Source organism: Bradyrhizobium sp. USDA 4454, from assembly GCF_054822705.1.
On record NZ_JBTRCN010000001.1, the window covers coordinates 2,062,390 to 2,076,091 of the forward strand.

Genomic DNA, 13,702 nt, shown 5'->3' on the forward strand with positions numbered 1-13,702 from the left:
GCCGCAAGCCTAACAATCCGGCGGCGCGGCCGTGGACGTCATTCGCGGCGCACGTGAATGACGGATCCGGTGATCCTCGCGTCGCAAATGTCGAAGTTGGAAATCACCCTCAGCAGAAAGGATTGCAGCGTACGTCGGCAAGACGACTGAACGGAATTGGGGACGTTTTTTATTTCACCCAAGACGGAGTTTTCCCATGACTCAAGAAGTTAGTTTGTCCGGCAATCCCGATATCGATGGCATTCTCTGGGGATGGGAGTGGGGTTCGGGCGGCGCGCAGGACCTGACGTTTTCGTTCCCCACCAGCAGCGCCGAATACGGCTATCAGGAAATCGACAATTTCAGCGCGTTCAACGCCACACAGCAGACGGCGGTGCGCACCGCGCTTGCCAACATCGCAAGCTTCACAAACCTCACCTTCACGGAGACGACCGCCGCCGGCGCGATACTGCGCTACGCCAACGCCGACAAGATCGATTACACCGACGACAGCTCGGTTGCCTCACACACCGGGTTGCACGTTCCCGGCAATGCGCCCGGCACCGCAGAGGCCAATCCGCCCGAACTCGGAACCCCGCCATTCTCCGCGCCGTTCGCACAAGGCGACGGATGGTTCGTCACCGGTGGCTACACCAATCCGGTGCTCGGCAGCTTCCAGGACGCCGCCGGCATCATGCACGAAACCGGCCATAACCTCGGACTGAAGCACGGCCACGTCACGCAGGACGGGCACGGCGTGACCTTCCCCGCGCTGCCGGCCGATCACAATTCCTACGAATATTCGGTGATGACCTACAGCCAGTTTCCTGGCGACAACGCGACCAATGGCGACAACGCGCCTGATCATCCGACTACCTACATGCAGGATGACATCGCCGCGTTGCAGTACATGTACGGCGCGAATTATGGGGCCACGGCACATAACGGCAACACCACCTACACCTGGAATCCGAGCACCGGCGAAGAATCCATCGATGGCGTCGGGCAGGGCGCGCCGCAAAGCAATTACGTGCTGATGACGCTGTGGGATGGCGGCGGCACCGATACCTACGACTTCTCCAACTACACCACCAACCTCTCGGTCGATCTCAATCCCGGCGCCTGGACCATCCTCGACACCAGCGCGGCGCATGCGCAGCGCGCCGATCTCGGCAATGACGGGGCTGGCGGAGCCGAATACTTCGCCCGCGGCAACATCGCCAATGCGCTGATCGATCCGAACAATCCGACCGAGACCGCATCGCTGATCGAGAACGCCGATGGCGGGTCGGGCAACGACTCGATTACCGGCAACGCCATCGACAATGTGCTGCGCGGCAATGGCGGCAACGACACGATCGATGGCGGAGGCGGGACCAACACGGTGGTCTATAGCGGAAGCCGCCTGCAATATATCGCGACTCTGCTCGGCAGCGGCGCGATCCAGATCGCCGACCAGCGCGGCGGCTCACCCGACGGCACCGACACCGTCACCAACATCCAGAAATTCCAGTTCGCCGACGGCACGTTCAACGAGACCGAGCTTTTGAACCGCCCGCCGGTGCTGTCGCCCGATCCGGGATCGCCGCATCCGCTGACTGAGTTGGCCGACACCACCAACTCCGCTGTGCTGCAGGAGCTGCTCGGCACGTTGACGTTCACCGACGCCAATGCCGGCGACACCCACACCGCAAGTGCCGCGCTCGATTCCGCAACCTGGTCCGGCGGCGCCACGATTCCGCTCGCGACTGAGGCGGCCCTCGCTACCGCGTTGACCGACTCGATCGGCACCGACGGCACCAGCGGGACCCTCAACTGGCAGTTCGACCTGGCGGACAGGAACCTGGACTTCCTGGCGGTGGGCGAGACACTGACCGTGGTCTACGACGTCACGGTCTCTGACCATCACACCGGCTCCAGCGTCAGCGACAGCTCGACCCAGCAGGTCACGGTCGTCTTCACCGGCACCAATGATCCCGTGTCGGTGGTCCCGGCGCTGTCCACCCTGGACGGCACGATCAGCGAATTGCCCGGCGTCACCGGCAGTTCGACGCCGGACCAGACCTCCGGCGCGATTGCGTTCAGCGATCCCGATCTCAACGACCGCCCGACCGCGACGATCGACACCGCCGGCGAGACGGTGACGTGGCAGGACGCGACGCACGACTTTACGTCCGAGCTGACGCCGGCGCAGATCGCCGCACTCGAGGCGGCGTTTACGATCGCGCCCGAGGCTGGCAACACCAATGCGGGCAAGATCGACTGGAGCTACAGCATCGTCGACAAGGATCTGGATTTCCTGTCGGTCGGCGAGAGCCTCACCGTCACGGTGCCCGTCATCATCGACGATGCGCATGGCGGGGCAGTCACCCAGGATGTAGTCCTGACCATCAACGGCGCCAATGACGCGCCGATCGCGGTCGCCGACAGCAACGGCACGGCCAAGAAGTCCACACTGTCGGTCGATGCGTCGCACGGATTGCTGTCCAACGATACCGATCCCGACATCCACGATCAGGGCCACCTGACAGTCAGCGCCGTCGACGGAGCGGCCGGCAATGTCGGGCACAGCATCGCGGGCACCTACGGCTCGCTGACGCTGAATGCCGACGGCAGCTATGTCTATGTCGCCAACAAGGGCGGCCTGCCGTCGCAGATCGTCGCGCAGGACACGTTCGACTACACGATCGTCGACCCGCATGGTGCAACGGCGTCGTCGACGCTGAGCATCGTCGTGTTCAATCCGGGGGTCGACTACCAGGCGGGAAGCCACACGACGCTGAATGGCGGCAATGGCCCGGACGTGGTCGACGGTTCGGCGGGCCACGACATCATGTTTGGCGGCAATGGCCCCGATGTCCTGATCGGCGGTGACGGCGATACGATGACGGGCGGCAACGGACCGGACACCTTCCTGTTCCGCCCGCATTTCGGCACCAACGTCATTACCGATTTCGATGTGCATAATGACGTGGTGCAGCTCGACAAGTCGATCTTCGGCACCGCGAACGACATGCTCGCCAATCACACGGTGGATACCGCCGCCGGCGCCGTCATCACCGACGCGTTCGGCGATACGATCACCTTCACCGGAATCCACGCGGCGCAGCTGCAGGCGCACATCGATGATTTCCATCTCGTCTGAGCGGGACGAAGTTGTCGCTTGATTCACAAGACCGCTCGCCGCAATTTGGTCGCGGCGAGCGGATGATCGGGACACTCGAAGGATGTGGCGTTTTCCGGAGTTTGCCGTTGCGGCAATCTTGCTTGGTGTGATGGACATGACCGCGACCACACAGGTCAATGCGACCAGTGCTCTCGCCGCCTCCCCGATATCAGGCGCGGCGCCGCTCGAGGTGACCTTCACCGGTACCGGACCCGGGATGTCGGAAGGCGTGGTTGTGCTCGACTTCGGCGACGGCCGGACCGACGACACGATCTCGCCGATCCGCGGCTTTACCCGCACACACGTCTATCGTGCGGCCGGATCGTATACGGCGGTGCTCAGGGGTGGCGCCTATGGCGGTCAACGGCCGGCCGTCTTGAGTGAAATCGGGCGCGTCACGATCGTCGTGCGCTAGGGGCTTGCCGTTGCGCTGAGTTCTCACCCAGCATTGTCAATCAGCCCTATCAGCTAGCCTTATCAGCTAGCCTTGGGCCGATACGCCGCGAAGAACACCCGCGTCGCGCTGTCGACCACGGCTGCGATCCGCTCCGGCGAGGGCGACGGATTGGCCTGGAAGATGAAAGCCTGGAATAGCGTGGCCTGGCACATCTGCATGAATTGCCAGGCTGCGAGCTGCGTGTCGTCCATCACGAGTTCACCGAGCGCGGCGCGCGCTTCGAGATAGGCCGCGAAACGGTCGACGGTGTGGGCGATCACATGGGTGTAGAACCGGCTGCCGAGCTCGGGCATCCGCTCGGCGATCGCCATCACGGTGCGGATCGCCGAGCCGCCGCCGGGCCGGCACAGCAGCGCGACATAGGCGCGGCCGAATTCGGGGAGGGTGGTGTCGACGTCGCGCGCAGGATCGAAGTTGAAGGCGACCTTGCCCTGTTCGAGCTTCTCTTCCTCGACGATCGCCGCGAACAGCCCGGCCTTGTCGGGGAAATACACGTAGAGCGTGCCCTTGGAGACGGCGGCGGCGCGGGCGATCTCGCCCATGCTGGCGCCGTCAAACCCCAGTTCCAGGAATACCTTGCGGGCGCCGTCCAGGATCTGGCGGCGTTTCGAGGATTCCTCCTCGCCGATGGGCTGGAGGGAGGGGCGGGGCGCTGCAACCATTGATTTAGCTTCTCGGCAAAGAACTCAACCCAGACCGGGAAAGGGAAGAATCGAAGCCTTATAATCTATCCGGCCGGAATGTAGATTGACCGAACCGTTCGGTCAATGGTATCTGTAGGGGTGACGATGCGCCGCACGGCCCTTATTCCGCCATTGCGGGCGTGGCGTTTTTGGTGGGGAGCCTCGGTTATGGCCGCAGCACGGGATCAGGCTGCACGCATTGTTCGTTCCGAGCCTGAGACGGCCGAGGACGCGAAGGCGCGCGACGCATCCGCCGATCTCGGCGAGCAGGGCCGCGGTGACGAGGTCAAGCGTCCCGCCGAGGCGCCGCCACCAGCTGCGCCGGCACAGCCGACAGCTCCGTCCGCCGCCGCGGCACCGAAATCCGGCAAGCGCAGATTCGTCATGATGGGCGTGGTCGGCCTGGTTGCGCTCGCCGCCGCAAGCTATGCCGCCTACTACCTGATGGTCGGCCGCTTCTACGTTTCCACCGACGACGCCTATGTCCGCGCCAACAACACCATGCTCGGCGCGCGCGTCGCGGGCCACATCGCTGCGATCCTGCCCGGCGACAACGCGCTGGTGCGGGCCGGCGACGTGATCTTCCGGATCGATGACGGCGACTATCGGATTGCGGTCGACGCCGCGCGGACCCGGATCGCGACCCAGCAGGCGACCATCGAGCGCATCGGCCGCCAGGTCGGCGCCGCCGTCAGCGCCGTCGAGCAGGCGCACGCCCAGCTGGTCTCCGCCCAGGCCGGCCTGAAGCGCGCCGATCTCGATTACGAGCGCCAGCAGGCGCTGAGCACCAAGGGTTTTGCGTCGCGTGCCACCTTCGAAGTGTCGGAAGCCGGCCGCGACCAGGGCGCCGCCAGCGTGCGGTCCGCGCAGGCGGCCTATGACGCCGCCAAGGACAATGTCGAGGTGACCAAGGCGCAGCAGGCCGAGGCCCGCGCCCAGCTCGCCGAATTGCAGACCCAGCTCGCCAAGGCCGAGCGCGATCTCGATTTCACCAAGGTGCGCGCACCGGTCGACGGCACCTTCTCCAACCGCCTGGTCAATACCGGCGACTACATCAATGTCGGCCAGCGGCTCGGCAATGTGGTGCCGCTCGACGGGGTCTTCATCGACGCCAACTACAAGGAGACGCAGCTCAAGCGCATCCGAACCGGCCAGCCGGTGACGATCAAGGTCGACGCCTACGGCTTCCGCAAGTTCACTGGCATCGTCGACAGCATCTCGCCGGCGGCGGGCTCGGTGTTCACGCTGCTGCCGCCCGACAATGCCACCGGCAACTTCACCAAGATCGTGCAGCGCCTGCCGGTCCGCATCCGCGTGCCCGCCAGCGTCGCCAGGCAAGGCCTGCTGCGCGCCGGCATGTCGGTCTACACCACGGTCGATACCCGCGAGGGGGCGGCCGATGCCGACGCCGACACCGATCTCGACTCGCCGATGATGATCCATCCGCAGTGATGCCTTGAGAGCAGGCGGCGTATGACGTCTGATTGGAGAATTGCCGCATCAACGGTCTACCTCTCCCCTTGTGGGAGAGGCATAGGCCGCCTTTGGCGGCCGTCCCCAAGAACGCCGAAGCGAAGCTTCGGCTATGTTGCATCGCCAGATGCAATCCGGGTGAGGGGTTCTGGCCTCTCGTGGGATCTGCGGCCCCTCACCCGCGCCTTCGGTGCGACCTCTCCCCAACGGGGAGAGGTGTTAGGAAGCAGCGAGCCAGCCCATGGCTGATACGACCACTGCTTCGCCCTCGATGATGACCGGCGCCTCCGAGTCCGAGCGGCTCCAGCCCAGGCGGGTGGTTGCCTTCATCATCATGGTGTTCGGCATGTTCATGTCGATCCTGGACATCCAGATCGTCTCGGCCTCGCTGACCGAGATTCAGGCCGGCCTGTCGGCATCGTCGACCGAAGTGTCGTGGGTGCAGACCGCCTATCTGATTGCCGAGGTGATCGCGATTCCGCTTTCCGGATTCCTGTCGCGCGCGCTCGGCACCAGGCTGCTGTTTGCGATCTCGGCGTTCGGCTTCACGGCGTCCAGCCTGCTGTGCGGCTTCGCCTCCTCGATCGAGCAGATGATCCTGTGGCGCGCGCTGCAGGGCTTCCTCGGCGCCGGCATGATCCCGACCGTGTTCGCCTCGGCCTACACCATCTTCCCGCGCTCCAAGTTCCACATCGTGGCGCCGATTATCGGCCTGGTCGCGACGCTGGCGCCGACCGTCGGGCCCACCGTCGGCGGCTACATCACCGATCTGATGTCGTGGCACTGGCTGTTCTTCATCAACATCGTGCCTGGCGTCATCATCACGACCGGCGTGCTGATACTGGTCGATTTCGACCAGCCGAACTTCGCGCTGCTCGAGCGCTTCGACTGGTGGGGCCTGATCTTCATGGGCGGCTTCCTCGGCTCGCTCGAATATGTGCTGGAGGAAGGCCCGCAATATGAGTGGCTGCAGGACACCTCGGTCGCCGTCTGCGCCGCGATCTGCTTGGTCTCGGCGATCGCCTTCTTCTGGCGGGTCTTGACCGCCGAGGAGCCGATCGTCGATCTCTACGCCTTTTCCAACCGCAACTTCGCGGTCGGTTGCGTGCTGCAGTTCTGCATCGGCATCGGTCTCTACGGCCTGACCTACGTCTATCCGCGCTACCTCGCCGAGATCCGCGGCTACAGCGCGCTGATGATCGGCGAGACCATGTTCATCTCCGGCATCACGATGTTCTTGATGGCGCCGGTGGTGGGCCGGCTGATGCAGAAGGTCGATCTGCGCTACATCATCGCCTTCGGCCTCGTCACCTTCGCGCTCGGCTCCTGGCAGATGACCTGGATCACCCGCGAGTACGATTTCTACGAACTGCTGCTGCCGCAGGTGCTGCGCGGCATCGGCATGATGTGCGCGATGGTGCCGACCAACAATATCGCGCTCGCCACGCTGGCGCAGGATCGCGTCAAGAACGCTTCCGGCCTGTTCAACCTGATGCGCAATCTCGGCGGCGCGGTCGGGCTCGCCGTCATCAACGAGGTGCTCAACGATCGCACCGATCTGCACATCTCGCGGCTGCAGGACCGCGTGACCTGGGGCAACACGACGGCGGTCGAGACCCTCAACAACTTCACCCAGCGCCTGCAGGGCATGGGCGACTCCACCCTGATGGCGATGAAGCAGCTCTCGCAGCTCGTGCACCGCCAGGCCGCGGTGATGAGCTATGGCGACGCCTTCTTCATGCTGTCGCTGTTCTATGTGGCGCTCAGTCTGCTGGTGCTGCTGGTCAACAAGCCGCCGTCGATGACCGCGGCCGGCGGCGGCGACGCGCATTGAGGGCTTCGCCTTGCGCGCTGTGCGCCCGGTGGCGTGAACAGCATTGCATGGTCGACACATTGACGCACTCTCGCGGATGTCAGCTTGCCATACGCGCGTGATGCATTTATAAGCAGCGCATCGTTTCACGAACCGGGGAGATGCACATGACGGCGTTTGTTTCGCAGACCGTGCGCCCGCGTTCGATGCTGCTGGACGCGCTCGCGCACTAGGTCCTCGCGCTGATCGGGCCTGATCCCCGATCGCCCAAACTTCCCAACACCTTATCGACAATTTCCAGCGACATCAGCGGACGGATTCCGCCCGCATGTCGCCCCAGACGGAGCCGGCCGGCGCGACACTCGCGTGGCCGGAATGTGCCATGACCATGCAAACCACCAAGCGGCCGGCCGCGATCCGGATCGTGCTGCCATTCGTATTCCGCCATTGGCTGGAGCAGCCGCTGCGCGCCGCCGCCGTCACCGCCGGCTTCCTCGGTGCGACCGCGGCCGATTTGTTCATGCCGGTGTTCTCCGGCCATCTGGTCGACGCCCTGACCGCGGGGTCGAGCGACGCCGCCGCGCGCCATGCCGCGATGTTGGCGTTCGGCGCCATCGTCGGTCTCGGTGCGTTGTCGCTGCTGCTGCGGCTGGTCGGCATCCAGACCATCGTGCCGTTCACGCTGAAGACGATGTCCGATGTCGGGCAGCAGGCCTTCATGCGCGTGCAGCGCTTCTCGACCGACTGGCACGCCAATTCGTTCGCCGGCTCCACCGTGCGCAAGATCACGCGCGGCATGTGGGCGCTGGATTTGCTGAACGACACCATCCTGATGGCGCTGTTGCCGTCGGTCGTGGTGCTGCTCGGCTCGATGATCCTGCTCGGCGTGCACTGGCCGCAGCTCGGCGCGGTGATCGCGGTCGGCTCGGTGGTCTATGTCGCGATGACCATGGTGTTCCAGGTGCGCTACGTCGCGCCGGCCGCGCGGGTCTCCAATGCGTGGGACACCAAGGTCGGCGGCACGCTGGCCGACGCCTTGACCTGCAACGCGGTGGTGAAGTCGTTCGGCGCCGAGACGCGCGAGGATGTCAGGCTCGACGGCGTCATCAGCCGCTGGCGCCGGCGGGTGCGGCGGACCTGGCTGCGCTACAACCACACCTCGACGGCGCAGCTCGTGGTGCTGCTGTGCTTCCGCGCCTCGGTGATCGGCGGCGCCATCCTGCTGTGGGCGGCCGGCCGCGCCACGCCGGGCGACGTCACCTATGTGCTGACCAGCTACTACATCATCCACGCGTACTTGCGGGATGTCGGCATGCACATCAACAATCTGCAGCGTTCGGTGAACGACATGGAGGAGCTGGTGCAGATCCACGGCGAACCGCTCGGCATCGTTGATGCTGCCGATGCTGGGACGATCGACATCCAGGGTGGCCGCATCGTGTTCGACGACGTCACGTTCCACTATGGCGGCCATCGCCGGCCGCTCTATGACGGGCTGTCGGTCGACATCGATGCCGGCGAGCGCGTCGGTCTGGTCGGGCGCTCGGGCTCCGGCAAGACGACGTTCGTCAAGCTGGTGCAGCGGCTCTACGACGTCTCGGGCGGCCGGATCCTGATCGACGGTCAGGACATCGCCCAGGCGACGCAGCAATCGCTGCGCAGCCAGATCGCGATCGTGCAGCAGGAGCCGATCCTGTTTCACCGCACGCTGGCGGAGAACATCGCCTACGGCCGGCCCGGCGCCAGCGCGGATGCTATCGAGCAGGCGGCGCGGCTTGCCAATGCGCATGACTTCATCATGCGGCTGCCGAAGGGATACGGCACGCTGGTGGGCGAGCGCGGCGTCAAGCTGTCGGGCGGCGAGCGGCAGCGCGTGGCGCTGGCGCGCGCCTTCCTGGCCGATGCACCGATCCTGATCCTCGACGAGGCGACCTCGAGCCTGGATTCGGAATCCGAGGCGCTGATCCAGCAGGCGATGGAGCGGCTGATGAAGGGCCGCACCTCGATCGTGATCGCGCACCGGCTGTCGACCGTGCGCAGCATGGATCGCATCCTGGTGTTCGATCGCGGCGAGATCGTCGAGCAGGGCACGCATGAGGCGCTGGCTGCGCGGCCGGGCGGCATCTACCGCGGCCTGTTCGAGCGTCAGGCGACCGAGTTCGGTCAGGCGGCGGCGGAGTAAGCAGAGCATGATCCGGAAAAGTGCGAAGCGGTTTTCCGAAAAGATCATGCTTAAAGAAGAATTAAAGCGCGATAACGATTCAACCTGACCTCATCGCGCTTTAATGGCGCGTGGCCGATGGACCGAGATTCCTTCAGCCACGCGCCGACGCGTCATTTCGGCGCCAGCCCGTTCCACACCAGCGCGACGCCGGACAGGAACAGCAGCACCAGCACGACATCGGAGAAATTGCGGTCGCTCAGCGCGTGATAGAGCCGTGAGCCGAGCCAGGCGCCGAGCAGCGTTCCCGGAAACGCGCAAGCCGTCAGCCAGATCAGCTCCGTTGTCACCAGGCCGGTTGCGATCTGGACCAGCAGCGCAGCCGCCAGGATGGTGAAGTTGAAGATCTGGAACACGCCGCGGCGCTGCGGCTTGCCCCAGCCGCGCACGCTCGCCCACAGGATCGGCAGCGGGCCGGACAGTCCGGCGAGGCCGCCGAGGATGCCACCGGCAAAGCCGATCGCGCCGTCGGCCCATTTGCCGCCGAGCGAAATCGACATCGGCTTGCGTTGCAGGAACAGCAGGGTCGGAAACACCAAGAGGAAGACGCCGATCGTCAGCTTGAAGACCGCCGGGTCGGCGCGGGCGATCAGGAAAATGCCGATCGGCACGCCGGCGAGGCCGCAGATCACGAACGGTCGGACCAGGCGGAAATCGATGCTCTTCCAGATCGACGGCAGCGTCGAGACCTGCGCGATGACCGAGCATACCAGCACCAGCGGCACCGCCAGCGTCGGCGGCAGCACATAGAGCCAGATGCCGAGCGCCATCAGCGCGGTGCCGAAGCCGGCAAGGCCGGAGACGAATCCGCCGGCAAGCGCGCCGAACAACAGGACCGCGTAGCTTGCCGGGGGCATCGTGGCCTTTCAGTCGTCATTCCGGGGCGATGCGAAGCATCGAACCCGGAATCTCGAGATTCCCCGATGCGCCTTTGCGCACCTGCGGTCTGGTCCTTCGGACCATCCCGGAATGACAAAGGGAGGGAGTGCCTGCACGTTTACACAACGTGCATCGTGGGTACACTTCAAAATCGTGGCTCTTCAACGATAATCGAAATGGAAGCATCAGCATGACTGCGCATTCGCCCAAAACCTTTCTGGTCTGTCACGGCGCCTGGTCGGCGGGGTGGGCGTGGAAGAAGATGCACCCCTTGATGCAGGCCGCCGGGCACCGGCTGATCACGCCGAGCTACACCGGGCTCGGCGAGCGCGCGCATCTCGCCCATCAAGGGCTCGACCTCGAGGCGCATATCCAGGACATGCTCAACGTCATTTCGTATGAAGATCTGCGCGACATCGTGCTGGTCGGCCATTCCTATGGCGGCATGGTCGCGACCGGCGTCGCCGATCGGGTGCGCGATCGCATCGCGCAGCTGATCTATATCGACGCCTTCGTGCCGCGCGACGGCCAGGCGCTGTTCGATCTCAACGAGGTGGCTATCCCGAACATGCGCGAGGCTGCGCGCAACAACGACGGCTGGCGCATCCCGCCGATGCCGACGCCGCCGGATACGTCTCCCGCCGACGTCGAATGGCTGACCGCGCGCCGCGTCGACATGCCGATCAAATGCTTCGAGCAGAAGTTGCGATTGAAGCACGGCGAGACCACCCTGCCGCGCAGCTACATCTACGCCACCCGCATCACGCCGGCGGATACGTTCGGGCAGTTCGCCAAGCGCACCAGGAACGAAGCCGGCTGGCGCTATCTGGAGATCGACGCCAGCCACTCCCCGAACGTTACTGCGCCGGAGGCGTTGATGGCGTTGTTGCGGGAGATCGTCTCGTAACGAGCCGTCGGTTCGAAATCTCAAAACCCTCTGGTTAACGTCTACGGCCCAGACGATCCGGATTCGTACTCGTGCACGGAAATCCAGGTTTCCCGGACGAGATTCACGAGCCCCGCGGTGAAAAACCCGAGGGCAACGACAAACAGCACGGCGACGCCGTATTCGTGCCGCAACTGATAATACGCGCTGACGAACGCGACGATCACGAGCAGGCACGTCAGGATTGCGCTTGTCGTGGACAACATGATCGCACGATTCAGCAATTCGGCACGGCGTCTCAGTTGCGGCATGTCTCTCTTGAGCCTTGCTCTGGCGTGATCGCCGTCCGGGACAGCCTCAGCGGCCTGTAGCCGGTCGGTCACGCGATTCATGCGAGAGATCAGCAGAGACACGAACCCGGCGACCGCCCCGAGGAGGAACGACGGCGCGGTGACCTGAACGATCACCTGCGATAGCTGTTCGACGGACGGAGTGTCGGGAACCTGCATCAGACCTGCCTCTGTCCACGGACGCCGGGTTAACTCGAAATACCCTTAAAGCGCGATGAGATTGGGTTGAATCATCATCGCGCTTCAGCTCCTTGTTTGAGCATGATCTCCGCGCAAACGCCTTTGATGTTTGTCGCGAGGGAAAACCGCTTCGCACCTTTCCGGATCATGCTTCAGCTGCTTGTCACGTTGCGAACGGGTGGCGGCTTCCAGGTCCCGTTGATGATCGACGGCGACTTCTCGTTCGGCCAGTACATGCGCAGCATCAGGACGAACTTGCCGGCAGGCGCGGGCAGCCAGTTGCTCTCCTTGTCGGGACCCGGATTGTCCTTCTGGATGTAAAGATCGACCGAACCATCCGGATTGGATTTGAGGTTCTGGCGAGCGCTGATCGACTGGCGGTTGATCGGATTGGCGACGAAGAAGAAGTTTTCGTCATACATCGTGATCGACCAGAAGCCTCCGACCGGAGGAAGCTGCCCCTTTGGAAAGCGCATGACGTATTTGTTGCTGCCGAGGTAGTCCCTGCCGTCGGCATCCTTCTGCGATGTCGGATAGCACGCGTCCTGAATGCGGTTGGCGCCAAGACCGATTGCCGTGACAAGGGCACGGTTGAAATAGTTGGTGCCGTAGATGCCGGCCTCGCTGTCGAACGCCCAGCCGTTCTCGTTGCGGATCGCCTTGTTGACCTTGAACTGCAGCATGATCCGGTCGAATGCCACCTGCGGGACCCGCTTGGCGAACGCGGCGTCGAACTTGCTCGCATCGAAATCCTTGCCGGGGACGAGGCCGATCTTCGCGAACTTGGCGACTTCGGCCGCGTCGGCGGGCGCCGGCGGATTGCGCTTCATCAGTTGCGCGAGAAGGGTAAAATAGGCGGCTGCATCCATCCGGTTGACTTGGTCGCGCACCGGCGTCTTCATGTCGATTGACGCATCGACCTTGCCGGGCGGAGGCGCATACGACTTGCCGTAGGCACTGAGCGGCACGATCTTGAACTCGTCCTGCGCGGCGTGCACCGCTGCATAGTCTTCCGGCGTGCCGGTGCAGTAGATGCGGCCCAGGATCCAGACGATGCTCGTGGGAGACTTGTACTCCTTGACTCCCGCGGGAAGCGTTCCCTTCCAGCCCGGTCCGGTAATCGCGTAGGTCTGCGCCTTGGTGCCCGTGGTGCGCTTGCCTGGCACCTGGAAGACATTGGTCCAGCCATCCAGCATCGGAAACAGGAAGTAGCGGTCCTTCATGTCCGGCATGCTCAGGACCCAGGGCTCGTCTCCGACGTCGATCCAGGCCGTCGTGTAGAGAGTGTCGGCATTGGGCGCCGTCACGTCCTTGAAGCTGGCATCGGGGTACTTTCGGAGCTTGACGAACTGCCCCATCGGCCCGCGGGTGCCTTCCACCGCCGCAGCATTTGTCATGACCCGGCGGGTCATCTCCATCGTCACCAGCGGATATCCGTAGACATAGGCATCCTGGGCGAGCCAGAATTCTTCGCCGCCTTCCAGCGCCCGGACAACCGGGCCATCAAAATCGGCCCGTGCGGAGCGGGAAATCGCGAGCGGTGAAACCCCAGCGCACAACACCGCAAGTGCCTGACGACGCGTGATAGACATGGAAAGCCCTCCTGACCTGATCC

General features: G+C 64.2%; 10 protein-coding genes. 6 read left to right on the forward strand and 4 right to left on the reverse strand.

Annotated features, from left to right (window positions below; genetic code table 11):
• Nucleotides 1–196 precede the first annotated feature (196 nt).
• Both ACVIW0_RS09315 and ACVIW0_RS09320 read left to right on the forward strand, forming a co-directional pair.
• On the forward strand, nt 197–3,124 hold the full coding sequence (locus ACVIW0_RS09315) for an Ig-like domain-containing protein (protein ID WP_461352044.1): 2,928 nt from the start codon (nt 197–199) through the stop codon (nt 3,122–3,124).
• A 136-nt stretch (nt 3,125–3,260) separates the two neighbouring features.
• Nucleotides 3,261–3,560, forward strand: coding sequence for a PKD domain-containing protein (locus ACVIW0_RS09320; protein ID WP_461352045.1), 300 nt, complete (start codon nt 3,261–3,263; stop codon nt 3,558–3,560).
• 62 nt (nt 3,561–3,622) lie between these two features.
• Here ACVIW0_RS09320 and ACVIW0_RS09325 read toward each other — a convergent pair whose 3' ends face one another.
• A complete protein-coding gene (locus ACVIW0_RS09325; RefSeq protein WP_461352046.1) occupies nt 3,623–4,264 on the reverse strand; it encodes a TetR/AcrR family transcriptional regulator in 642 nt (213 codons plus the stop codon).
• Nucleotides 4,265–4,453: 189 nt separating this feature from the next.
• Between ACVIW0_RS09325 and ACVIW0_RS09330 the strand changes: the two genes are divergently transcribed.
• From ACVIW0_RS09330 to ACVIW0_RS09340, 3 genes are all read left to right on the forward strand, one after another.
• Nucleotides 4,454–5,737: an HlyD family secretion protein gene (locus tag ACVIW0_RS09330; RefSeq protein ID WP_461352047.1), complete on the forward strand. Its 1,284-nt coding sequence runs from the start codon at nt 4,454–4,456 to the stop codon at nt 5,735–5,737.
• A gap of 262 nt (nt 5,738–5,999) precedes the next feature.
• Nucleotides 6,000–7,592: a DHA2 family efflux MFS transporter permease subunit gene (locus ACVIW0_RS09335; protein ID WP_461352048.1), complete on the forward strand. Its 1,593-nt coding sequence runs from the start codon at nt 6,000–6,002 to the stop codon at nt 7,590–7,592.
• Between the two features lie 361 nt (nt 7,593–7,953).
• Complete coding sequence (locus ACVIW0_RS09340; RefSeq protein WP_461352049.1) at nt 7,954–9,753, forward strand: ABC transporter ATP-binding protein; 1,800 nt, start codon at nt 7,954–7,956, stop codon at nt 9,751–9,753.
• Nucleotides 9,754–9,905: 152 nt separating this feature from the next.
• Here ACVIW0_RS09340 and ACVIW0_RS09345 read toward each other — a convergent pair whose 3' ends face one another.
• Complete coding sequence (locus tag ACVIW0_RS09345; protein WP_461352050.1) at nt 9,906–10,649, reverse strand: sulfite exporter TauE/SafE family protein; 744 nt, start codon at nt 10,647–10,649, stop codon at nt 9,906–9,908.
• Nucleotides 10,650–10,861: 212 nt separating this feature from the next.
• On the opposite strand from ACVIW0_RS09345, the gene ACVIW0_RS09350 reads away from it, so the two are divergent.
• Nucleotides 10,862–11,578 (forward strand): alpha/beta fold hydrolase, encoded by a 717-nt coding sequence (locus tag ACVIW0_RS09350; protein ID WP_461352051.1) that lies wholly within the window; start codon nt 10,862–10,864, stop codon nt 11,576–11,578.
• A 41-nt stretch (nt 11,579–11,619) separates the two neighbouring features.
• Here the strand turns inward: ACVIW0_RS09350 and ACVIW0_RS09355 are convergent, their stop codons facing one another.
• Nucleotides 11,620–12,066 carry a DUF2721 domain-containing protein gene (locus ACVIW0_RS09355; protein WP_461352052.1) on the reverse strand — a complete coding sequence of 149 codons (447 nt, stop codon included), beginning with the start codon at nt 12,064–12,066 and terminating at the stop codon, nt 11,620–11,622.
• Between the two features lie 173 nt (nt 12,067–12,239).
• Nucleotides 12,240–13,679: a DUF1254 domain-containing protein gene (locus ACVIW0_RS09360; RefSeq protein WP_461352053.1), complete on the reverse strand. Its 1,440-nt coding sequence runs from the start codon at nt 13,677–13,679 to the stop codon at nt 12,240–12,242.
• Between the last annotated feature and the right edge of the window lie 23 nt (nt 13,680–13,702).

What these genes read in the sequence shown, in the direction of transcription:
- ACVIW0_RS09315 (WP_461352044.1), top strand. Translation starts at nt 197, where the DNA reads ATGACTCAAGAAGTTAGTTTGTCCGGCAATCCCGATATCGATGGCATT.
- ACVIW0_RS09320 (WP_461352045.1), top strand. Translation starts at nt 3,261, where the DNA reads ATGACCGCGACCACACAGGTCAATGCGACCAGTGCTCTCGCCGCCTCC.
- ACVIW0_RS09325 (WP_461352046.1), bottom strand. Translation starts at nt 4,264, where the DNA reads ATGGTTGCAGCGCCCCGCCCCTCCCTCCAGCCCATCGGCGAGGAGGAA.
- ACVIW0_RS09330 (WP_461352047.1), top strand. Translation starts at nt 4,454, where the DNA reads ATGGCCGCAGCACGGGATCAGGCTGCACGCATTGTTCGTTCCGAGCCT.
- ACVIW0_RS09335 (WP_461352048.1), top strand. Translation starts at nt 6,000, where the DNA reads ATGGCTGATACGACCACTGCTTCGCCCTCGATGATGACCGGCGCCTCC.
- ACVIW0_RS09340 (WP_461352049.1), top strand. Translation starts at nt 7,954, where the DNA reads ATGACCATGCAAACCACCAAGCGGCCGGCCGCGATCCGGATCGTGCTG.
- ACVIW0_RS09345 (WP_461352050.1), bottom strand. Translation starts at nt 10,649, where the DNA reads ATGCCCCCGGCAAGCTACGCGGTCCTGTTGTTCGGCGCGCTTGCCGGC.
- ACVIW0_RS09350 (WP_461352051.1), top strand. Translation starts at nt 10,862, where the DNA reads ATGACTGCGCATTCGCCCAAAACCTTTCTGGTCTGTCACGGCGCCTGG.
- ACVIW0_RS09355 (WP_461352052.1), bottom strand. Translation starts at nt 12,066, where the DNA reads ATGCAGGTTCCCGACACTCCGTCCGTCGAACAGCTATCGCAGGTGATC.
- ACVIW0_RS09360 (WP_461352053.1), bottom strand. Translation starts at nt 13,679, where the DNA reads ATGTCTATCACGCGTCGTCAGGCACTTGCGGTGTTGTGCGCTGGGGTT.